The organism is Neobacillus sp. PS3-12, from assembly GCF_030915385.1.
Taxonomy (GTDB): Bacteria; Bacillota; Bacilli; order Bacillales; family Cytobacillaceae; genus JAEVLT01.
On the sequence record NZ_CP133268.1, the window covers coordinates 2,383,528 to 2,406,079 of the forward strand.

General features: G+C 42.7%; 22 protein-coding genes and 2 pseudogenes. 3 read left to right on the plus strand and 21 right to left on the minus strand.

Annotated features, from left to right (window positions below; genetic code table 11):
- Positions 1–261: 261 nt before the first annotated feature.
- The 13 genes from RCG17_RS12080 to RCG17_RS12140 form a co-directional block, all read right to left on the minus strand.
- Positions 262–666 (minus strand): F0F1 ATP synthase subunit epsilon, encoded by a 405-nt coding sequence (locus RCG17_RS12080; protein ID WP_308175380.1) that lies wholly within the window; start codon positions 664–666, stop codon positions 262–264.
- A gap of 21 nt (positions 667–687) precedes the next feature.
- Complete coding sequence (gene atpD / locus RCG17_RS12085) at positions 688–2,109, minus strand: F0F1 ATP synthase subunit beta (RefSeq protein WP_308175381.1); 1,422 nt, start codon at positions 2,107–2,109, stop codon at positions 688–690.
- An 82-nt stretch (positions 2,110–2,191) separates the two neighbouring features.
- Complete coding sequence (atpG, locus tag RCG17_RS12090; RefSeq protein WP_308175382.1) at positions 2,192–3,049, minus strand: ATP synthase F1 subunit gamma; 858 nt, start codon at positions 3,047–3,049, stop codon at positions 2,192–2,194.
- Positions 3,050–3,139: 90 nt separating this feature from the next.
- Positions 3,140–4,651, minus strand: coding sequence for a F0F1 ATP synthase subunit alpha (gene atpA / locus RCG17_RS12095; protein WP_308175383.1), 1,512 nt, complete (start codon positions 4,649–4,651; stop codon positions 3,140–3,142).
- A 24-nt stretch (positions 4,652–4,675) separates the two neighbouring features.
- Positions 4,676–5,212 (minus strand): F0F1 ATP synthase subunit delta, encoded by a 537-nt coding sequence (locus RCG17_RS12100; RefSeq protein ID WP_308175384.1) that lies wholly within the window; start codon positions 5,210–5,212, stop codon positions 4,676–4,678.
- Positions 5,209–5,733 carry a F0F1 ATP synthase subunit B gene (atpF, locus tag RCG17_RS12105; protein ID WP_308175385.1) on the minus strand — a complete coding sequence of 175 codons (525 nt, stop codon included), beginning with the start codon at positions 5,731–5,733 and terminating at the stop codon, positions 5,209–5,211. Before atpF ends, RCG17_RS12100 begins: the two co-directional genes overlap by 4 nt.
- A gap of 116 nt (positions 5,734–5,849) precedes the next feature.
- Positions 5,850–6,062 carry a F0F1 ATP synthase subunit C gene (atpE, locus tag RCG17_RS12110; RefSeq protein WP_308175386.1) on the minus strand — a complete coding sequence of 71 codons (213 nt, stop codon included), beginning with the start codon at positions 6,060–6,062 and terminating at the stop codon, positions 5,850–5,852.
- 73 nt (positions 6,063–6,135) lie between these two features.
- Positions 6,136–6,834 (minus strand): F0F1 ATP synthase subunit A, encoded by a 699-nt coding sequence (gene atpB / locus RCG17_RS12115; RefSeq protein WP_308175387.1) that lies wholly within the window; start codon positions 6,832–6,834, stop codon positions 6,136–6,138.
- A gap of 13 nt (positions 6,835–6,847) precedes the next feature.
- On the minus strand, positions 6,848–7,231 hold the full coding sequence (locus tag RCG17_RS12120) for an ATP synthase subunit I (RefSeq protein WP_308175388.1): 384 nt from the start codon (positions 7,229–7,231) through the stop codon (positions 6,848–6,850).
- Between the two features lie 6 nt (positions 7,232–7,237).
- On the minus strand, positions 7,238–7,468 hold the full coding sequence (locus RCG17_RS12125; RefSeq protein ID WP_308175389.1) for an AtpZ/AtpI family protein: 231 nt from the start codon (positions 7,466–7,468) through the stop codon (positions 7,238–7,240).
- A 328-nt stretch (positions 7,469–7,796) separates the two neighbouring features.
- Entirely contained in the window at positions 7,797–8,603 is an 807-nt protein-coding gene (locus RCG17_RS12130) for a S8 family serine peptidase (protein WP_308175390.1), read from the minus strand.
- 94 nt (positions 8,604–8,697) lie between these two features.
- Positions 8,698–10,071 carry a S8 family serine peptidase gene (locus RCG17_RS12135; RefSeq protein WP_308175391.1) on the minus strand — a complete coding sequence of 458 codons (1,374 nt, stop codon included), beginning with the start codon at positions 10,069–10,071 and terminating at the stop codon, positions 8,698–8,700.
- 17 nt (positions 10,072–10,088) lie between these two features.
- Positions 10,089–11,135, minus strand: coding sequence for a nuclease-related domain-containing protein (locus tag RCG17_RS12140; RefSeq protein ID WP_308175392.1), 1,047 nt, complete (start codon positions 11,133–11,135; stop codon positions 10,089–10,091).
- 475 nt (positions 11,136–11,610) lie between these two features.
- On the opposite strand from RCG17_RS12140, the gene RCG17_RS12145 reads away from it, so the two are divergent.
- A complete protein-coding gene (locus tag RCG17_RS12145; protein ID WP_308175393.1) occupies positions 11,611–12,609 on the plus strand; it encodes a CdaR family transcriptional regulator in 999 nt (332 codons plus the stop codon).
- Positions 12,610–12,621: 12 nt separating this feature from the next.
- Here RCG17_RS12145 and RCG17_RS12150 read toward each other — a convergent pair whose 3' ends face one another.
- The 8 genes and pseudogenes from RCG17_RS12150 to RCG17_RS12185 all read right to left on the minus strand — a co-directional run bounded on the left by RCG17_RS12150 (position 12,622) and on the right by RCG17_RS12185 (position 21,210).
- On the minus strand, positions 12,622–13,773 hold the full coding sequence (locus tag RCG17_RS12150; RefSeq protein ID WP_308175394.1) for a glycerate kinase family protein: 1,152 nt from the start codon (positions 13,771–13,773) through the stop codon (positions 12,622–12,624).
- Positions 13,774–13,785: 12 nt separating this feature from the next.
- Positions 13,786–15,105 carry a GntP family permease gene (locus tag RCG17_RS12155; RefSeq protein WP_374120954.1) on the minus strand — a complete coding sequence of 440 codons (1,320 nt, stop codon included), beginning with the start codon at positions 15,103–15,105 and terminating at the stop codon, positions 13,786–13,788.
- Between the two features lie 228 nt (positions 15,106–15,333).
- Positions 15,334–15,963 carry a uracil phosphoribosyltransferase gene (gene upp, locus RCG17_RS12160; protein ID WP_308175395.1) on the minus strand — a complete coding sequence of 210 codons (630 nt, stop codon included), beginning with the start codon at positions 15,961–15,963 and terminating at the stop codon, positions 15,334–15,336.
- 159 nt (positions 15,964–16,122) lie between these two features.
- Positions 16,123–17,364, minus strand: coding sequence for a serine hydroxymethyltransferase (glyA, locus tag RCG17_RS12165; RefSeq protein ID WP_308175396.1), 1,242 nt, complete (start codon positions 17,362–17,364; stop codon positions 16,123–16,125).
- Positions 17,365–17,616: 252 nt separating this feature from the next.
- Positions 17,617–18,184, minus strand: a pseudogene (locus RCG17_RS12170) (TIGR01440 family protein).
- A gap of 43 nt (positions 18,185–18,227) precedes the next feature.
- Positions 18,228–18,674, minus strand: a complete 447-nt coding sequence (rpiB, locus tag RCG17_RS12175) for a ribose 5-phosphate isomerase B (RefSeq protein ID WP_308175397.1) — start codon at positions 18,672–18,674, stop codon at positions 18,228–18,230.
- 759 nt (positions 18,675–19,433) lie between these two features.
- Positions 19,434–20,707: pseudogene (locus RCG17_RS12180) on the minus strand (methyl-accepting chemotaxis protein).
- 89 nt (positions 20,708–20,796) lie between these two features.
- Positions 20,797–21,210, minus strand: coding sequence for a low molecular weight protein arginine phosphatase (locus RCG17_RS12185; protein WP_308175398.1), 414 nt, complete (start codon positions 21,208–21,210; stop codon positions 20,797–20,799).
- Positions 21,211–21,446: 236 nt separating this feature from the next.
- Here RCG17_RS12185 and RCG17_RS12190 point away from each other — a divergent pair, with 236 nt between their 5' ends.
- Both RCG17_RS12190 and RCG17_RS12195 read left to right on the plus strand, forming a co-directional pair.
- The gene (locus tag RCG17_RS12190) at positions 21,447–22,394 is read left to right on the plus strand and encodes a glycosyltransferase (protein WP_308175399.1); all 948 of its coding nucleotides are present in this window, start codon (positions 21,447–21,449) and stop codon (positions 22,392–22,394) included.
- A 17-nt stretch (positions 22,395–22,411) separates the two neighbouring features.
- Positions 22,412–22,543: a hypothetical protein gene (locus RCG17_RS12195; protein WP_308175400.1), complete on the plus strand. Its 132-nt coding sequence runs from the start codon at positions 22,412–22,414 to the stop codon at positions 22,541–22,543.
- Positions 22,544–22,552 lie beyond the last annotated feature (9 nt).

Below are 22,552 nucleotides of genomic sequence, written 5' to 3' on the forward strand. Positions count from 1 at the left end.
TTTGGCAAGTCAAATTGTCCGCTTGGACCGGGCTTAAAGTCGACCGCTTTTATGACAGCGTCTACATGATGTGCGGGAATTCCTGGCCTGTTTCGTGGATGTCTTTATAGACGATTTGGGCTTTTACTTTGTCTTATTTAAGGTAAAATTCTTTTGGTTTAGTATAGTAATTTTTTACTAGAAACTCATAACCACTTTTTTTAATTACAAAATCCAAAAAAGAGCCCTCCCAAGTGAGAGGACTCTCTTCTATTATAAATACTATTTTTTGTTTGCTACAGTTAAGCGGTTGATGGCCCGTTGAAGTGCCATCTCGGCACGGCGGAAATCGATATGTTCCTGTTGTGCCTTTTGCAAGCGCTGCTCTGCACGCTCTTTTGCTTTAAGGGCACGTTCCACATCAATATCAGTAGCAAATTCTGCTGCTTGGGCTAAAATCGTTACTTGATCGTGACGAACCTCTAATAAACCACCGCTGACAGCTACCAATTCTTCCTTACCATCTTTCTTTAAGCGAATGGCGCTAATTTCTAGCGGAGCAACCAAAGGTATGTGGTTAGCTAAAATTCCCAGCTCTCCACTCTTTGCTCTTGCAATAACCATTTCCACCTCAGAATCATACACTGGGCCATCAGGAGAAACAACACTGACTTTAAATGTCTTCATTTTTTACCCTCCTGGCAGGAATTAGACCTCTACACCCATGCGTTTTGCATTCTCAACAGCTTCTTCGATGCGGCCGACTAAGCGGAATGCATCTTCTGGAAGGTGGTCGTATTTACCATCAAGAATTTCTTTAAATCCACGAACTGTTTCTTTAACAGGTACGTATGATCCAGGCTGGCCAGTGAACTGTTCAGCAACGTGGAAGTTTTGTGATAAGAAGAATTGGATCCGGCGGGCACGGGCAACGATTAATTTATCTTCGTCAGAAAGCTCGTCCATACCAAGGATCGCAATGATATCTTGCAATTCACGATAACGTTGTAATGTTTGCTGTACTTGACGTGCTACATTGTAATGCTCTTCACCAACGATTTCTGGTGATAAAGCACGAGAAGTTGAAGCAAGTGGATCCACCGCAGGGTAGATACCCATCTCAGAAAGTTTACGCTCAAGGTTTGTTGTTGCATCAAGGTGAGCGAACGTTGTAGCCGGAGCCGGGTCAGTATAGTCGTCGGCTGGTACGTAGATTGCTTGGATTGATGTAACAGAACCTTTATTAGTAGAAGTGATACGCTCTTGTAATTTACCCATTTCGGTAGCAAGTGTTGGCTGGTAACCAACGGCAGATGGCATACGTCCAAGTAACGCAGAAACCTCTGAACCTGCTTGTGTGAAACGGAAGATGTTATCCATGAAGAACAACACGTCTTGTCCTTGCTCATCACGGAAAAATTCAGCCATTGTCAAACCAGTCAAGGCAACGCGCATACGTGCACCTGGCGGCTCGTTCATTTGTCCGAATACCATCGCTGTTTTCTTGATAACGCCTGAATCTGTCATTTCATGATAAAGGTCATTACCTTCACGAGTACGCTCACCAACACCGGCGAATACAGAAATACCACCGTGCTCTTGGGCGATGTTATTGATTAATTCCTGGATTAATACGGTTTTACCTACACCGGCACCACCGAATAGACCGATTTTTCCACCTTTAATATATGGTGCAAGAAGGTCAACTACTTTAATACCAGTCTCAAGAATTTCTACTTCTGTAGAAAGTTCCTCAAATTTTGGAGCTTCTCGGTGAATTGGATCACGGCGAGCTTCTGCTGGAATTGGGTTATCAAGGTCAATCTTCTCACCCAACACGTTAAATACGCGACCTAATGTTACATCACCAACTGGTACAGAGATTGGAGCACCAGTATCTGTTACTTCTACTCCACGAGTTAAACCGTCTGTTGATGCCATTGCGATTGTCCGTACGGTATCATCACCTAAATGAAGGGCAACTTCAAGGGTTAGGTTGATATCAACTTCTGATTCACTACGCGCTTTGTAATTAATTTTTAATGAGTTATAGATCTGTGGAAGCTGGCCGCTTTCGAACTTAACGTCAACAACCGGACCCATAATCTGCAGAACGCGTCCTACGTTCATCTTTTTCCCTCCTAACTTACTGTGTAAATCATGGCAGGGAAGGCGAATCTCTTCTCCCTGTCTTCACTGTTCTTATTTATTCCTATTCAAGTGCGGCTGCACCGCCGACGATTTCGGTAATTTCCTGCGTAATGGCTGCCTGACGGGCACGGTTATATGCAAGTGAGTAATTACGAATTAACTCATGTGCATTATCGGTTGCGTTTTGCATTGCCGTCATCCGTGCAGCGTGTTCACTTGCCTTACTATCTAAAAGAGCACCAAAAATTAAGCTCTCCGCATATTGCGGTAAAAGGACTTTCAATATTTCTTCAGGCGATGGTTCAAACTCATAGGAAGTTAATTTCCCAGAGGGACTAATATCCGTTAACGGTAACAGTTTTTTCTCTGTTACGGATTGACTAACCGCACTGACATAGTGTGTATAGAATAAATGAAGTTCATCAAATGTTCCATCCGCAAACATACCGACCGCGCTTTTGGTTACATCTGATATATCTGCAAATTTAGGTTGATCTGGTACCCCGGTAATTTCAAGGGCGATACTAACCCCACGTTTTGCAAAAAAGTCGCGGCCAACCCGGCCAATTGCGATCACTGCATATTCATCGGGTGATTTATGGTTTTCTCTAATCATTTGGTGAACGCTGCGAAGGACGTTACTGTTGTATGCGCCCGCTAATCCGCGATCCGAAGTGATTACGATATAACCGGTTTTCTTGACTGGGCGTGATTTCAGCATTGGATGGGATAGACCACTGCTGCCTTTTGCTACCGCAGCGGTTACTTCCTGGATTTTCTCCATATATGGAACAAAGGATTTTGCATTCAAAACCCCGCGGTTCCAGTTGGAAGCAGAAACCATTTGCATTGCCTTTGTAATTTGGCTTGTTTTTTTGGTTGAACTGATTCGGTTTTTAATTTCGCGTAAAGATGCCAAAGATTCTCACCACCCGTTTTCAAAGAATGTTCAGGCGAGCGCTCGCTCAAAAATTTCAGGAGCGCTTACACCCTCAATTTATTAGACCTATTATTTTTCAGAAACAGCAAACGTCTTTTTAAAGTCGTTGATTGCAGACGCCATATCGTCGTCAGCAGGAAGTTCTTTCGTTGTGCGAATATGGTCTAATACTTCTTTGCGGTTGTGGTCTAACCATGTATAAAATTCAGCTTCAAAACGATTGATATCATGTACTGGGATATCATCAAGGAAGCCGCGTGTTAAGGCATAAAGAATCGAAACTTGCTTTTCAACAGCGATTGGCTTATGAAGATCTTGTTTAAGAACTTCAACAGTCCGAGCACCACGGGCAAGCTTTGCTTGTGTTGCTTTATCAAGGTCTGAACCAAATTGAGCAAATGCTTCTAGTTCACGATATGATGCAAGATCAAGACGCAATGTACCAGCAACTTTTTTCATCGCCTTAATTTGCGCAGAACCTCCAACCCGTGATACAGAAAGACCTGCGTTGATCGCCGGACGAACACCGGAGAAGAATAGGTCAGATTGTAAGAAGATTTGTCCATCAGTAATGGAGATAACGTTTGTTGGAATATACGCAGAAACGTCACCTGCTTGTGTTTCAATAAATGGCAATGCTGTGATCGAACCAGCACCTAATGCATCACTTAACTTAGCAGCACGCTCTAAAAGGCGGCTATGCAGATAGAATACATCCCCTGGATATGCTTCACGACCTGGAGGACGGCGCAAGAGCAAGGAAAGCTCACGATATGCTGAAGCTTGCTTAGTAAGATCATCATATACGATTAGGACATGTTTGCCTCTGTACATAAAATCCTCTGCCATTGATACACCGGCATATGGTGCCAAGTATAGTAACGGAGCAGGCTGTGATGCAGATGCTGTTACAACGATTGTATAGTCTAGAGCACCATATTTACGAAGCGTTTCAACCGCATTACGAACCGTAGATTCTTTTTGGCCGATTGCTACATAAATACAGATCATATTTTCAGACTTTTGGTTTAGGATTGTATCAATGGCAACAGAAGTTTTACCAGTTTGGCGGTCACCAATGATTAACTCCCGCTGGCCGCGGCCGATTGGCACAAGTGCGTCAATCGCTTTGATCCCTGTTTGAAGCGGCTCATGAACTGATTTACGAGCCATAACGCCTGGTGCGTTATATTCAATAGGTCTTGTTCTTGTTGCGTTAATTGGACTTCCACCATCGACAGGTTGTCCCAATGGATTTACAACACGTCCAATCAACTCGTCACCTACAGGAACCTCCATGATACGACCTGTACGGCGAACCTCGTCACCCTCACGGATTTCTGTGAAAGGTCCAAGGATAATAATACCGACGTTACTTTCCTCAAGGTTTTGAGCCATACCCATAACGCCGTTTGAAAATTCAACAAGCTCTCCAGCCATGGCGTTGTCCAGGCCATGAACACGAGCGATACCGTCACCGACTGAAATAACTGTACCTACATCGGTCACTTGAATTTCTGCCTGATAACTTTCAATTTGCTTTTTTATCAGTGCACTGATTTCTTCAGCTTTGATGCTCACGAGTTTCACCCCTATCTTTCAAACTTAGCCTAATAATGTACGTTCAAGACGATCCAGCTTGCCGCGCAAACTGCCGTCAAATATCCGATTTCCAATTCTAATTTTAATGCCGCCCAATAAATCAGAATCAACTATATTTTCAATTTGAAGTGATTTCTTGCCGATTTTTTTCGCAAAAGATACAGATAATGCTGTTCTTTCGTCATCGGTCAAGGGACGAACACTAAATACGTTCGCAGCCTCAACGCCACGTTCTTCATTTGCTAATTCACTGAACTCATTTGCCACATCGATGATTTCATTCTCACGATGCCGATCAACCAAAAGCATCAATGTATTGAGTACAAGCGGGTTTACCGCTGCAAAAGCAGTGGATAAAATTGCTTTTTTCTTTTCCCTTGAAACTTTTGGAGACTGCAGTACAGCTTTTAAATCTTCATTTACAAAAAAGACTTCTTTGACTACGCGAAGTTCTTCTTCTACTGTATCAATAAGCTGCTGCTCCTTCACGAGTTGAAAAAGAGCTAACGCGTAGCGCCTTGCTACCATTGAGCCCATCATCGCTCTTCTCCTGCCTCTTGAATATATTCGCTAATCAGCTTGTCTTGATCTTGTGCAGTTAATTCCTTTTCAATTACCTTAGAGGCAATTAGTACAGATAAGGAAGCCACTTGCTCACGAATAGTTGCCACGGCTTTTTCTTTTTCTTGTTCGATTTCACGTTTCGCAGTATCTTTAATACGATCCGCTTCCGTGCGGGCCACTATAATAATTTCTTCACGCTGAACATCGCCTTGCTTCTTGGCTGCTTCGATTAAGCTGTGTGCTTCTTGGCGTGCTTGGTTTAAAACAGCTCTTTGTTCTTCTAGTAATTTTTTCGCTTCTAAACGGCTAGCTTCTGCCGTGTTAATTTCGTTGGCAATATGCTCTTCACGCTTTGTCATGATGCCCATTAGCGGTTTCCAAGCGAATTTTTTCAGCAATGCTAACAAGATTAAAAACATGATTAATTGGAAGAGTACATCTCCACCATTGAAATGAACAGTTTCAGCTGCTCCTAATACTAAACTGCTTGTTAACACCCCGGGTTCACTCCCTTCAAGAGTTGTTTACGTTAAATAAACGCTTCTTTTCCGTTACATAAATGAATGGCGAAGTTTTTTACATTACCTCTTCGCCACTTAAATTTTCGCTAATTTTATCGGCCCAATACCATGAACGCGACAACGACACCGATGATAGGCAATGCTTCTACTAAACCAATACCGATGAACATGTATGTTTGAAGCATTCCACGTGCTTCTGGCTGACGACCAATACCTTCTACTGTACGTCCTACTACAAGACCGTTACCGATACCTGCGCCTACTGCTGCTAATCCAGCTGCAATTGCTGCTGCTATAAGATTCATTTTAATGTTCCTCCTTTAAATTGGTTAAAAATATATTATTTTAATAATTTGCTAATAATGAGTCAGGAATATCTTAGTGATCATGACTTACTTTGTGTGACATATAAACCATTGTCAGCATTGTAAATAAATATGCCTGGATTGAACCGACAAAGATTGAAAACGCCTGCCAAGCCATTGTTACTGGTACAGCTGCTATTGCACCAATAACGCCTGTATGCGCTAAGCCTCCAACTAAAAGCGAAAGCAACAATTCACCTGCGTAAATGTTACCGTAAAGCCGGAGACCAAGTGTTAAGTTGTTCGCAAATTCCTCAATGATTTTCAATGGGAATAGGAACGGAAGCGGAGTAAAAAATCCTTTTCCATATTCTTTTGCTCCTTTTAGCTTAACACCATAGAAGTGGGAAAGAACGATTACTGTTGTTGCCAATGTCATCGTAACCATTGGGTCAGCAGTTGGTGACCTCCACCATTCATGCCCATTGAATTCAATTAAGAATGGAAGACCAAGCATGTTTGACACAAAAATGTACATAATTAAAGTGATTCCCAGTATGTGGAAACGCCCGCCATCTTTCCAGTCCATCGTGCTGTTGATGATTGATTTGACGAAATCCATTATCCATTCTAAAAAGTTTTGCATCCCTTTTGGTTTCATGGCCAATTGTCTAGTTGCAATCACAGCAATAATGAACACAATCAGACTTGCAACTGTGATCATTACAACGTTTGTTAAATTAAAATAGAGGCCAATGAATTTCACTACCATATTAAAACTCACCTCACTTCCTGTTCTTTATATGAATTGATGAATGGAGTAAATAATCTATCATAATGACAAGATAATTTGTCATTAGTCCCACTATAACAAAGATGATATTAAAATAATGTGGCCATCTGATGGCAATTACCGCTGAAAGCGCTGCAATCGTTAAACGGGAAATTGAGCCTACACTGCGGACTTTTTTCCCATTTGTGACGGACTTATCAAACTTCCGCATATGCTTAAACAGCATTAATAAATTGATATAACTTAATGCTGTTCCGAGTAATAATCCTAAAAAAGCGGCCTTGTAAGTTGTAAAACCCCAGCCAAGGACATAAATAGACATCAGATAGAGCATCCATTTACGTGCTCGATTATACATTTCGATAAATTCTGGCATAAATGTTCAATCTCCCGAGTTAAAGTTGCGGATTGATATGATCATAGAATACGTTCCTGCTGCTAAACCAATTAACAGTCCGATTATTAAAAAAATTGGTTCGGTACCCCATTTATGATCCAGCCAGCGGCCGACAAAAATACCTATGAGGATGCACCCGACTAACTGGGAGACAATTTGCGACATTAGTGCCATTGCCCGAAACGGGTTTCGCTTATTTTTATCGTGTTGGCTCATATTTTCACATCCTCACTGGAAGAGAATGAGAGTCAAGTTGAGGAAAATTTATGTATAAAATTCTTGCCCTCTGTGATAAATATCATTGCATTTCTTAGTGTGAAAACCCTACCAAGCAATACCCTCGTTTAGCATACAATAGGCATTTGACAATGTCAATTGATTTGGGGCGATAATATTCACAAAAATGACAAATTTTTTACTTGGAAATATTATACATAAATGTAATTGACGTTCATCGGTAACTGTATGGTGAAATAAGTACATTTTTGTCATTTTACCTATCCTATTATATAACAAAAGGCAGCATAATGCTGCCAAATTCTACTTATTTTTTTAAAATTGTAATAACTGTTTCGATAAAATCTTCCTTTTGGTATTTTTTCGCAAAAACTTTTGCAATATATGTACCTTCTGGAGGCAGCAGATCAGATGCTATCTCTTTCTTCAACAACCCTTTTTCGACATTCCTCCCACTATCCAAAAATCCGACAAACCGATAGTCCCGTGCATCAAATAACGCAATCCCAAATTCATCGGCACCTCCAGGTAAATATACCTCATACCGATACGTCCCTGGCTTGTCCCCGGCGCCGAAATCAAATCCCATTACTCGTGGATAATTGGGTTCTTCCAGCACATAAATATAGGGCAGCTGAATTTCTTCCGATCCCTCCTGTAATGTAAGGTAGCCATCATAAAGCTTTTGCTTAAAGTGTTTCGGATCGACGGCCAGTTCAATCTCTACTTCCTTCTTTTCTTTTGGTTCAAGTGTAAACGAGAGCGGAAACTTCCACATCAGTCCTTCTGTTGGGGCTGGCAGCTTGAACGAATAGCTTTGTTGATGGTCGCTTGTATTTTCAACCGTTATATAGGCTTTATGACGATTCTCCTGTCCTACCAGTTGAAACTTGCCAAATTGCAGCGAACTAGGGGTAACTAGTGAATCCGCCTTCATTGCCAGGTCCACCCTAATACGCCCCGCCCCCTGTTCATAGGTCCGATAGGGTGACTGATCCTTTTTTACTAGTGGCTGAGCAGTATTCATAAGTGCTGCCTTTATTTGAGCAGGTGACCAATCTGGGTGTGCCTGTTTTATAAGTGCGCAGGCCCCCGCAACATGCGGCGCAGCCATGCTCGTCCCTCGAAGTGCCAGGTATCCCCCGGAATTGTCGAATTAATGGCAACGCCCGGTGCCACTGAATCCGGCTTAATCTCCCAAGAACCTGTCACCGGCCCCGCGAACTAAAGTCGGCCAGTTGATCTTTTTCTTCTATTATATTAAGTCGTGCTGTGTGACTCTGTTTTTTTTGTAAAAATTGGCCTTCCCGCTTAGATAGAGCACCAACGGGAATCGGTAATGAGCGCTCAAGGTTCCCGCTAAAGCTCCCAGCCGTATTGTTGTAGATCAACACTGCAATCGCTCCCGCTTCCTGGGCGTTTTTGGCCTTCTCGGTAAATGTTAAGCCCCCCCTTTGGATAAGGGCAATTTTACCTTTAATATCTTTAAAGTCGGTCTTTCTTCCCATTCCTGCTGGGACAATATCCAGAGGATGGTCGAACTCCCATTTTTGCGAGCCATCCATCGGGTCGATTCTGATTTGGCGGTCAGGTTCTACTTGCAGGTAGGGAACCTCCAAGGATGGCGTTGAGGCTCCGACAGAAATTGCCTTCGATGCTGTTCCTGGCGCCCCAACGGTCCAGACATTCGGTCCGGAGTTGCCTGCAGCAGCCACGGCAACAATCCCTTTATCCACAGCACGATTTAAGGCTAGTGATATTGGCATGTCAGGTCCGTTGACATCGTCGCCAAGTGACAGGTTCATTATGTCGACTTTGTCCTTAATCGCCTGCTCGATAGCAGCGAGCACCTGCTCGGTCGTCCCCGCCCCGCCCGGGCCAAGTGCGCGGTAGGCAATGATCGTTGCTTCTGGCGCAACACCTTGTATTTTTCCATTGCCCGCAATAATGCCGGCCACATGTGTACCGTGGAGTGTCGCTTTCGACGGGTCTTTAAGATTCTTCGTTTCCATCGGGTCGCTGTCATTATCAACAATGTCGCGGCCGCCCCCATAACTTCGCAAGAGATCGGGGTGCGTGTAATCGATGCCTGTGTCAATGACGCCAACTTTTATCCCTTTTCCCGTTAATCGGTTATCTTTTTGATCAAAGTATCCGCGGATTTTCTCTCCACCGATAATCTCTACGTTCTGTTCCATTTCGGCATGGTATTCGTTGACCCGTGAGACTGTGATGATTGGTTTTTCTTTTGTTAGGTTTGAAATCGATGCCGGCGGGCCTTCCACTGAAAACCCGTCGAGTGCCTCGTGGAAAATGGTTCGCAATTTGATGTCAGGATGTGCTGCGATTAATTTACGGATCTCCCTTTCCGTCTGCGGTTTTTGCAATTGAACAATCGCAACGGTATTCGAGGTATCTGGCGGGAGCGGCGGAATGCCAAGAGTATATTGTGTTCGTGAGGATATTTGTATTTTCGGTATTTTAATGATTGGTACGTTATTAACTAGTCCGTTCGCTTTCGAAGGGTTTGGTGGGGTTAGTACTATTACTACTGTTGATACTATCAATAAAAACATTCGCATCACGAAATCCCCCTTTTTTAGATAGGTTTTTCCGTGGGTAGGGGAATTATGCCTTTGAGTTGCTTGCTTTTTGGTAGGAGGAAGTATTCGTTGGGATTTTTAATTAACTCTGAAAGTTGGTAAGTGCTTCCGCCCTTTGTACCAATCAATGGGAGGTCAGATAATAATCCTAAGGCAATACTTCGAGTAGGTATATGGAGAAACTCCCTGCATTGGCGGTTGGTAATGGTAGATTGATTTATGAGGAAATAATCATATAGCGAAGCAATATGCGCATTTTTTGAGTAATGATTGCAATTTGGACAAAACCAGTTGGCGGGCACACGCAGCATAGGCACGTAGTTACAGATAGCGCAGCGTACACCTGTCTTGATATCGATTTGGGGTATTTCATATTTTTGAAGAATATTCGTTAAGTGAGGGGTATTTTCTTTTAATAGAAGCCGATTTAATCTTTTGGAGTCCGACTTGTCTAAGATTGGAGTTGTGTACTTTGCTTCTAGTTCTAGAAGTTTTTCTAAAAGCAGAGGGGTATGAATAACTTTTTGGAAGATTTGTTCGTTTCCGGGGGTTGTTTCAAGGATCGTTGCCGGATTGCTAAAGACCACTAGCCATACAATCGGGAATGGAGGAATTTTATGTTTGTTAAGCCAAGCCTGAAAATGATATTGATGCATTTGCGCTTGTAGCATCGGGTTTTGGAAGCCTTCTCTTTCACCGTTCCAGGTTCTGATCATTTGTTTGGAGTATTTATCAAAATAGAGGGTGCCAAGGATATTTTTGATTTCGAGGATGAGGCCAAAATATGAGGTGTAGAGAAAGGTGTCAATTTGAAAAGGGTCATCTTTTTTTGCTTGAAGATTTAAATCTGTGATGATGGTATACTTATTATTCGCGAATTTTTCAAGCAGTCTATCTACCGTTCGCTCTCCATGATAACCAGCCCAGCTTTTCAGTTCAGATTTTTCAAGCCTTGGCTGTTTAGAGTGATTTTTTGAAATTCGCGACCTTACTGCAATGATCTGTTGAAGGTTGAGCGGAATGGTCCGTTCGTTTAAAAACATGCATTTTCCCTCCTTTTTTGTATTGCACTCCTAAAATGTTCGCTTCATTTGCAAAAATCCCTGCAATAACTTTTTGACATTTTTGTTGCGGGTGATCGAGGGTGGATGGCTTGAGGGTTTTTTGGGGAGGTTTGCACATTTTTTGGGATGCCTTGCACGTTTTCTCGGTTGGCTTGCACGTTTTTCGAGGGGCCTTGCACGTTTTGCCTTTTTCTGTAAATTCCTTTTAATTAAGGGTTGGAGCGGTGAATTGATGTTTGCACGTTTTCCATGGGCGCTTGCACGTTTTTGAGTTCCGCTTGCACTCTTTTTCCGTTGGCTTGCACGTTTTTCGAGAGGCCTTGCACGTTTTGCCTTTTTCTGTAAATTTCACCCATCTTTTTTAGCTAGATTTCTCATAGAGAATGACTCATGCATGTTTTGCTTATTTCTACAAACCATGAACAAGAACTGAACAAAAAAGGAGCAAATAACTTTGACCAAATATCTAACCCTCGAGCTAGCGCAAGAGATTGTGGATAAAATGATGCAGGATATCCCTTATAGCATCAATATTATGGACGAAAAAGGAATTATCATCGGGAGCGGAAATAAGGCCCGTGTCGGGACCCTTCATAAAGGAGCGGTGAGAGCACTGGAATTCGGGACTATGGTGGAAATTACTCAAAACGATCGGTACGAGAAAAAAGGCACAAATGAACCGATTGTGATTGGAGACCAATTTATCGGCGTAGTGGGCATTACCGGAGAACCTAACGAGGTCAGGCCCTTTTGTAAACTAGTTAAAACCACCGTTTCGCTATTAATTGAACAAAGCATTATGATTGGGAACCGCGAAGCAGCAAGAAAAAGAGAATCCGCCTTTCTCGATGCGTTATTGAATGAAAAAAAGGAATACTCCGAGGAACTGATCGACGAAGCGAAACATTTCCAAATCAACTTACATAGTGATACAACCGTCCTGCTCATCAAGAATATGGAGGAGCTCAAAACATCATTACCGTATTTCAAAAAACAAAATGAAAATTTTTTGATCGTCATGCTGCAAAATCCCAATGAATTGGAAAAACTGGTCAACAGTATACTAAATGCCAGCCAGCTTTCCGTCGTCGTTTCGGCAGGCCTGCACCAGGCTAATATCGCAAAAAGCTACCGCCAAGCCTACCTATGTATGAAAATCGCCGAAAACCTCAACCTGGCTGACCGTTTTCTAACTTATAAAGACTTTCACTTTTTAGCAGAACTTTCGCAAATAACAATCGAGGCAAAACCACTCAATCTAACCGATATCCTTTTGGAAACGCTAAAAACTTATATCAACCAGAATGGCAATCCTACGGATACAGCGCAGGAACTAATCATCCACCGCAATACCCTATATTATCGGCTCGACCGTATTAAGCAATTAACCGGAAAAGACCCTACCAAAATCCTCGATTTATTTGAATTAACGTACATATTATTGCAACAATGAAAAAGCACAAAACTAAACGTTTTGTGCTTGCGTCATCATCAACAAACGAGCGATGTTTTCAGCTGTTTTTTCAATATTTTCCTGACCAGTAGCCAGTGCTTCTTCCAAGCTCGTGGCTTTTGGCAGTATTCCAAAAATGGCATCAATGCCTTTGTCATAGAGCACATCCACTTCGCCCACGTATCCAGCTAGGGCAATGACGGGTTTCCCGTATTTTTTTGCCGCTTGGGCTACACCATATGGCGTTTTTCCATATTGTGTTTGAAAATCGATGCCGCCTTCACCCGTCAGCACAAAATCAGCCATTTTAACTTTATCTTCTAGTTTGGTAAAATCAATGACTAATTCAATGCCTCTTCTTAATTCAGCACTCGTAAACGCCAGAAGACCTGCACCCAAGCCGCCAGCTGCGCCAGCGCCCGGAAAATCGCTTAAATCCTTGCCCAGTTGTTCCTTCAATACTCCTGCATAATGAGCGAGGTTCGCATCTAAGGTTTGCACCATTTCCGGTGTTGCCCCTTTTTGCGGACCGAAAACATGGGAAGCTCCTTTTTCGCCGCATAACGGATTCGTTACATCTGATGCGACATAAATTTTCGTATCTTTTAAACGAGGATCGATGCCAGTAACGTCCACCGTTGCTAAACGGCCGAGTACGCCGCCGCCAAAGCCAAGTTCCTCGCCATTTTCATCCAATAACCTTACACCCAGCGCCTGAGCCATTCCAGCACCACCATCATTTGTGGCACTGCCGCCGATCCCGATAATTATTTTCCTGACACCTTGATCTAAGGCAGCTTTGATTAATTCACCCGTACCATAGGTAGTCGTGACTAAAGGATTCTTCGTTTCTTTGTTGACAAATTGAATCCCACTTGCGGAAGCCATTTCGATCGCCGCTGTTTCGCCATCACCGAGAATGCCGAAGCTCGCATCAACAGGTGTCCCAAGCGGTCCGGTTACCGTCACCGGATAGATTTTTCCTTCTGAAGCATCAACGAGTGATTGAACGGTTCCTTCACCTCCATCGGCCATTGGCACTTGAATGCACACCGCTTCTGGCAGCGCCTTTTTAATTCCCTTTTCCATTGCCATACAAACTTCTTTTGCTGTCATGCTTTCTTTAAATGAATCTGGTGCTAACACAAAAACTGGACTTTTCACGTGCCCCACCCCTTATTTCAAAATAAATCCATATAAAATCGTTGCCACTATCATCATCGTTCCCCCGACAATCGACTCAAACGGAACAACGCTCAATCGTTCTTTAATCGACATCTTCATTCCGCTTGCTGTTACATGGAAATAGTTCCCTTGCGGCAAGTGGTCAATCACCGTCGCACCAGTGTGTACCATGGCTGCAGCAGCAATTGGAGCTGTACCCATATTTAAGATTGCCTTGCTAAATGAACCAGTTGCCAAAATAACACCTGTAGATGTGGATGCAGTCGCAGCCGCCATCAAGATCCCTGAGATTGGTGCCAAGAATGTACCGGAAATTCCAGACGCCTTAATCAACGCCACAACTTCCACAGATAGATTCGAAGCCGAAATTAACCCGGCAATCGCCCCTGCACCAATCAAGATTAGCACAGTGGAAGTCATGTTTTGCAAACCTGCAGCTGTGTACGACAATATCTGGTTTCTTTTTCCCATTGCCAGCATTCCTAAAACACCTGCTATTGGTAAAATGTACATAGCGTCTACTTTGAACGCAGCTAACGCTGGGATGTGGATAATCTGTCCTATTGGGCTGATCATCAGTAAAACAATGGCTACAACTGGCGCCACGATTGCTCTTCCAATTGTAGGATATTCGCGACCTGTTTCGTTACTTTCAACAATATCTGTGTCTGCAACCTTTACGCCTTTATACTTAATCATCGAAGCCACGATAACGGTTACAATTAAGCCAAAAATAGCTGGAATAAAGTCATAAATCATCACTTGGCTTAAATCAACATTAAAACCACGGGCAGCCGCAATTGTATTTGGGTTTGGAGAGATAACGTTACCTGCTTTACCACCGCCGGAAAGAGCTAAAAGTAAGGCAACTTTCGAGATTCCTGTTTTCTTCCCTACTGATAATGCAATTGGAGCAACAATTAAAACGGCAACTGGAATAAATACTCCAACGGCGGTGATTATCATTGTTGCCAATGCTAGAGAGAAGATGGCCTTTTTTTCACCAAATTTATTCACAATCGTTTGGGCAATCGTTTCAGCTGCGCCCGACTCCATCATCGCACCCGCCAGAACGCCGGCAGCTAAGACGCGGAGGACGGTTCCCATAATACTTTGTGTTCCTGTTACTAATATATTTAAGGTTTGGTCAAGATTCGCTCCCCCGATTAATGCCCCAATGATAGCACCTAAGAAAAGTGAGTAAACCGGATTTAACTTTTTCAAGATCAGAATAATAGCAATCGCCAGTCCAATAATGGCTCCGACCCAACTGATCGTAATTGGATTCACCATGATGTAACCTCCTAAGATTTGTTTTGATTACGTTTTCATTATAGGGCGATATTTTTTGAAAAAATATTGACGAATGGGAGAAAATTATTGTGCAAATGCACAATAAATGAAAACGAAACCATTAAAACAAGGTTGTTCCATCAATAAGTCGATTTTGAACTTTTTGTGAAATCATACAGTTTGGGAGTATTTTCAGGAACTCTATATAAAAAGACTGAACCAGATTGGTTCAGTCTAGGGCATACATTATTTTGTGCCGAATAGGCGGTCGCCCGCATCTCCAAGACCAGGAACGATATAGCCATGGTCGTTTAATTTTTCATCAAGGGCAGCGATGTAAATATCGACATCAGGATGGGCCTCTTCAAGAGCTTTAACGCCTTCTGGAGCGGCAATTAAACACATGAACTTGATGTTTTTGGCACCGCGTGTTTTTAAGGAGTCAATCGCTGCAATGGCAGAGCCGCCGGTTGCCAGCATTGGATCGACAACGATAAAGTCTCTTTCCTCGACATCGCTAGGGAGCTTCACGTAGTATTCAACTGGTTTTAATGTTTCTGGGTCGCGATATAAACCGATATGGCCCACTTTCGCCGCTGGAATCAATTTGCGCATGCCATCAACCATACCGATACCGGCACGGAGGATTGGGACAAGGCCAATTTTTTTCCCTGCTAATACTTTTGCCTTTGTCTTTGTAACAGGTGTATCAATTTCTATTTCTTCAAGCGACATATCGCGGGTGATTTCAAACGCCATCAGGGTCGCAACTTCGTCAACGAGCTCACGGAAGTCCTTTGTTCCTGTCTCTTTATCGCGTATGTATGTTAGTTTGTGCTGAATAAGTGGATGATCGAAAACGTAAACCTTTGCCACTAGAATCGCTCCTTTTAAAAAATTTGTCGTAAAATCTCACTGCGATTAATTTTACAGAAAAAAATTCCTAAGGGCAACTTGAAAATAGGAATGAATATTTTACCAGAAACTTTGATCCTAAAAAACGGCCCTTTGAGTCAAGGGCCGTTTCTCGATGTATTAATATTCAGGGTACAATGTGAATTTGCCAGTTAGTGCTTCAACGCGGCTGCGTGCTTGGGCAAGCGCTGCTTCGTCTTCATGGTTTTTCAAGGTAAAGGCAATGATCGATGCGATTTCGTCCATATCTTCTAAACCAAAACCGCGGCTTGTTACTGCAGCTGTACCAATGCGGATACCGCTTGTTACAAATGGTTTTTGTGGATCATATGGGATTGCATTTTTGTTAACGGTAATACCGACTTCATCAAGAACGCGCTCGGCTACTTTACCAGTTAATCCAATGCTTTGGAGGTCAAGCAAGAGCAAATGGTTGTCTGTTCCGCCAGAAACAAGGTTTAAGCCCTCTTTTTTAAGACCTTCTGCCAAGCGGCTTGCGTTGTTGATGATATTTTGGGCATAGTCATTAAAGTTGTCTTGCAGTACTTCACCAAAGGCAACAGCTTTAGCCGCAATTACGTGCATCAGCGGACCGCCTTGGATTCCAGGGAAAATCGATTTATCAAGCGCTTTGGCGAACTCTTCTTTGCAAAGAATCATACCGCCGCGTGGGCCGCGCAATGTTTTATGAGTCGTTGTTGTCACAAAATGCGCATATGGAACTGGGCTTGGATGCAGGCCTGCTGCAACTAATCCAGCGATGTGGGCCATGTCCACCATTAAATAGGCGCCAACTTCGTCAGCAATTTCACGGAACCGTTTAAAATCGATTACCCGTGGGTAGGCGCTGGCACCAGCAACGATTAGCTTTGGTTTGTGCTCGCGTGCTTTTGCTAAAACATCCTCATAATCGATGTATTGTGTTTCTTTACTAACTCCATATTCTACAAAGTTGTATTGAACACCGCTAAAGTTAACTGGGCTTCCGTGTGTTAAGTGGCCACCATGTGAAAGGTTCATGCCGAGAACCGTGTCACCTGGCTCAAGGATGGTAAAGTATACAGCCATGTTCGCTTGGGCGCCGGAATGTGGCTGAACGTTTACATGCTCTGCTCCAAAGATTTGTTTTGCACGTTTGCGTGCTAAATCTTCAACGATATCCACATATTCGCAGCCGCCATAGTAGCGTTTGCCAGGATATCCTTCTGCGTATTTGTTTGTTAAAACAGAGCCTTGTGCCTCCATAACAGCTTCACTGACAAAGTTTTCAGATGCAATTAACTCAATTTTAGCGCGCTGGCGGCCTAGTTCTTGTTGAATCGCTTGATAGACTTGCGCGTCTTGATTCGCCAAATTTTTCATCATTATCCCCCTTAGAATATTAAAAACGACACGTTGTTAGAAAATTCATTTTAATTTTAGCATGTTCTTTACTGAAAAACAAAGAAAAAAGTAGCGCTAAATCGCTTTCAGCACTACTTTTTTCTTGAAAACGGAAACATTTTCAGGAATATCAGCATTTTTGTTCGTGTTGGTATATTTCGGCAAATTTCTTCTTTTTCAAAGTATGTTGATTTCCGCTAGGAGGTCCCGAAGCCTAGACTTTTTCAAAAATCACGAACAGCTAGCGTTTTCATCTGTTCGTTCATAAACGGCTCTTGCCCCGCCAATTAATTTTGGTCGTGCTTTTGCCATGGTAACAATGGCGTGGCCCACTTGTTTTTGTTTAACGCGGATCGGAACGGCAACATGTTTTAAATGCATGCCAATTAAGGTAAGGCCGATGTCGATGCCGGCATCTGCTTTGATGAACTCGACCACTGTCGGGTCATCTAGGTTTCTGTAGGCATACGTTGCCATCGCCCCGCCTGCTTTCCGGAACTGGGACAACGCTTACCTCCTCAAAATGGCGGTGATTGGCGGTTGTTGTTTCGACGACAAGGGCCCTGTTCAGGTGTTCACAGCATTGGAAGGCGAGCTCGACACCCGTTTCTTCCTGAAATTTTTTAAATTGACCAAAAATCATTGCAGCAACCTCGAACGTCCCCGCTGTACCGATTTTTTCGCCGATCACTTCACTTGTGCTGCAGCCAACAACAAGCAGCTGACCTTTTCTTAAATCTGCTTGTTCCTGAAATTCTGTCAGGATGGTTGCTAATTGCGATTCCCATTCCTCAATCATATTAAGGCTTCCTTTCAACGTGGTGCCTGGCACCATCTATCTTTTACTGATGGGTATTTTCATATTCAGTAATTTTGCCAATTCTGTTTGCGTGGCGTCCGCCTTGGAATTCTCCTGTCAGCCAGATTGCAGCAATTTCTCTTGCCAGGCCAGGGCCAATGACCCTTTCACCCATTGTTAATATATTGCTGTCATTATGCTCGCGTGTTGCTTTGGCGCTAAAAGTATCGTGAACAAGTGCTGCACGAATTCCTTTTACTTTATTGGCGGCAATGCACATGCCAATTCCTGTTCCGCATATTAAAATTGCGCGGTCAAATTCACCGTTTGCTACTTTTTCTGCTGTAGGCAGGGCATAGTCTGGGTAGTCAACGGATGTCGTGCAATCGCAGCCAAAATCGACATACTCAATCCCTAATTCATCTAGTAATCCTGCAATTTCCTTTAGGATATTAACGCCACCATGATCTGATGCTATTGCTACTCTCATATATTTGCCTCCTCATATGTATCTACGTTTATTTTGACACAATAGGGAAAAATTATCTATCTTCATATATCCGTAAATTCCTCCTTCTTTTCCGAACATTCCCCTCTTTTATCCGAACTTTTTCATCCTTTATCCGTACTCCCCGATTTATCCGTAAATTCCTTCTTCTTTTCCGAACATTCCCCCCTTTTATCCGAACTTTTTCATCCTTTATCCGCACTCCCCGATTTGTCCGTAAATTCCTCCTTCTTTTCCGAACATTTCCCTCTTTTATCCGAACTTTTTCATCCTTTATCCGTACTCTCCGATTTATCCGTATATTCCTTCCTCTTTTCCGAACATTTCCCCCTTTTATCCGAACCTTTTCATCCTTTATCCGCACTCCCCGATTTATCCGTAAATTCCTTCTTCTTTTCCGAACATTCCCCCCTTTTATCCGAACTTTTTCATCCTTTATCCGTACTCCCCGATTTATCCGTAAATTCCTCCTTCTTTTCCAAACATTTCCCCCTTTTATCCGAACTTTTTCATCCTTTATCCGTACTCCCTAATTTATCCGTAAATTCCTCCTTCTTTTCCGAACATTTCCCTCTTTTATCCGAACTTTTTCATCCTTTATCCGTACTCCCCGATTTATCCGTAAATTACTTCTTCTTTTCCGCACCATTTCCCCTTTTATCCGCAACTTCTCCCCATATATCCGCATCCTCCCCTCTAAATATAAAAAATGCACACGAATAATCGTGCGCATTGAAAACTTTAAATCGAAAATCGCTTGATCGTTTCTTTGAGTTTTTCCGCTTGGACTTTCAGTTCAAGGGCTAGGTTTTCTACTCCGTCAATCACACGGACCTGGTCGGCGGTAGAGGCCGCAACCTCCTGGGCACCTGCAGAAGTTTCTTCAGCAATGGCTGCCACTTCCTGTGATTGGGATGAGGCATGTTCAATTTTTTCCATTTGCCTGTCAACAAGTTCTGTAATCGACTTCACCATGTCTTCCATGTTGTGAATGGCTAATGTCATTGCTTCGATAACTTCGTTCATTTGACTGCCCTTTTGTGCTTCATTATTTGCCCGATCTACCTGGGCTTCCATTTGCTTAACAACATTGTGGACTTCCATTTGGATATTTTTAATCAGCTCTGAAATTCCTTGGACCGCTTTTGAGCTTTCATCCGCCAGTTTGCGGACTTCCTTAGCCACTACTGCAAAGCCTTTGCCATGCTCCCGGCGCGTGCTGCTTCAATTGATGCATTCAAGGCCAATAAATTGGTTTGTGTTGCAATGTCACCAACAAGCTGGATGATTTGTTCCACCTTTGTGGCATTCGATTCTAACCGTTTGACGGTGTCCATTGACTGACGATTATCGGTCACAATCCGTTCCATCCCCGAAATGAGTGATTGGATTGCATCCTTTGACAGCTGCAATTCTTTCACCATATTTGCGGAAACGGTCTCCGAGTTTTCCGCTTTTTCTTGAACTTCCTTGGCAATTTGGGTTACTTCATCAATCGACTCGACCATCAACATGACTGAATTGGCCGAGTTATCGGCACCGCTAGCAATCTCACCGATCGTTCTTGAGACGATTTCGGCTTGACGGGCGGCTTGCTCAGACATTTCCGAAATCGAAACGACTTTATTGTCGGTTTCCTGAAAGTTTTCCTGGATTTGCGAAACCATTGTCCTCATTCCAGCGAGCATATGATTAAAGGCCACGCCAAGAGAGCGGATTTCATCATCGGAATCTGGTACCGCTACATCTGTACATATTTGCCCTTCAGCGGCCTTCAGGGCACCGAGTTCAATGATTTTCAATGGCTTCACAATAAAGCCTGCCGCTACAAATGCTAAAATTCCCGACCAGACAACACCCAAGAGCAAGATCAAAATCATGTATGTAGTTTGATCCATATAATTTTTCACAAATGGATATAAAACATAAATAAAGACTGCACTGGAGGTATAGGTAATGGCTGCTAATATGACCGTGAACAGAACAAGTTTCTTTCTTAAACTAAATTTATACACTTACTTCCCACCTTATTTGATACCGATGCAATTGAAGCGGTTCCACTTTTTAGACTGATGGATTTTCATTTAAACGCTTTATGGCGGCATCAATTAATTTCCTCTAGTTCTTTAAATGTTTCTCGGTAAACATCGACGTTGCCTCCAAACGGGTCGCTGACATCTAAATTCTTCTCTTCGCCAATAAATTCTTTCAGCGTGTAAGTTTTATGTGCAGCTGCTGGAAAGTTTACAGTGATTGCTGCCTTATGGGAGCCTGTCATTGTTAAAATCAATGTGGCCCATTCCACTTCTTTATTGGTTAATGAGTTCGATTGGTGATGGTGCTCAATCTTATTTTCCACAAGAACCTGCTTGGCATTTGTAGAAGCATCACTGCCGTTGATCGCAAAAATACCCGAGGACTTGACCTCTACACCATGGATGTTTTTACTTTTTAAAATCGCTTCTGCCAATGGGCTTCTGCAGGTATTTCCCGTACAAACAAACAATATGCGCTGCATTGAAGTTTGCCTCCTTTTCTAATATTATAAGTTAAAATTCGTTGAATCCAATACCTGCCGCTAAATGTTCGAATATTTTTAAAGATGTTCTTTATCGAAATGTAAAAAAACTATGAACAAACTATTAAGTAATCATTAAAATTAATCAAAAGTGAACTTTTTTTAAACTTTTCCTATCTTTTTATAGCGTAAGAAAACAAGCCATATATTTGATAAAATCGGAAGTGAGTTAGAAAATGAGAATTGCTATTATTACAGACACGTTTTTACCATCGACAAATGGAATTGTTACACGTCTCTGTCAATCCATACACTGGCTCAAAGAAGATGGGCATGAGGTTTTCATTATTGCTCCCGACTTAGGGGTTTCAGAGTTTGAAGGGACCCCCATCGCTGGTATTGGCGCCAATATTTCATTAAGAAAAATAAAAATCTTTTTGCAGGATTTTCAGCCTGATCTTGTTCATATCGTGGACCCTACGGTGCTAGGGATATCAGGAATCCAGTATACAAAACGCTTGCGTCTGCCGTTAATTGTCTCGTATCATTCCCAAATGCCAAAATACTTGGATTATTACCATCTGCCATTCTTGAAACCATTTCTGGGATTATACTATAAAACACTTTATCACCGTGCTGACTTGAATTTGTGCACATCTGAGCCGATTATGAAAAGGTTAAAAGAAAGCCATTTTAAGAATATACATCTTTTGGATCATGACATTGATACAAATCATTATCAGCCCATCCGCTTTGATGCAGCGATGCGTGATCGTTTAACGGGCGGCCAGAAGGATAAAAAATTACTCCTTTATGTGGGAAGATTAGCTTCGGATAATAGGATTGAAAAGCTTCGTGAGGTATTTGAAAAATCCAATGAATTTTGCCTGGCCATTGTCGGTGATGGCCCTCATAAAGCCTTTCTTGAACAATATTTCAAGGAGACCGATACAGTGTTCACAGGCCGCCTTTATGGTGATGAATTGGCCAGTGCCTATGCTTCTTCGGATATTTTTGTCTTTCCGTCAACCACCAAAACGGCTGGTCTTGTTTTATTAGAAGCCATGGCTTCCGGTTACCCGTTTTGGCGGCTAAATGCGGTCCAACCTGCGAGCAGGTCAATCATGGCATTACTGGCTTACTATATGATCCTGCTTCTTCAGATGAACTTTTTCAAAATCTAATCCTATTAAAGGATGACATGTTTCGTTTACAATTAGCGGACCAAGCTCGGACTGTCAGTCAAATGACCAGCTGGGGCGGCACTTCTGATCAATTGCTTCATTTATACAAAGAAACATTACAGAAGCACTCTGCCACAGCAGGAGCTTAATAAAATTAA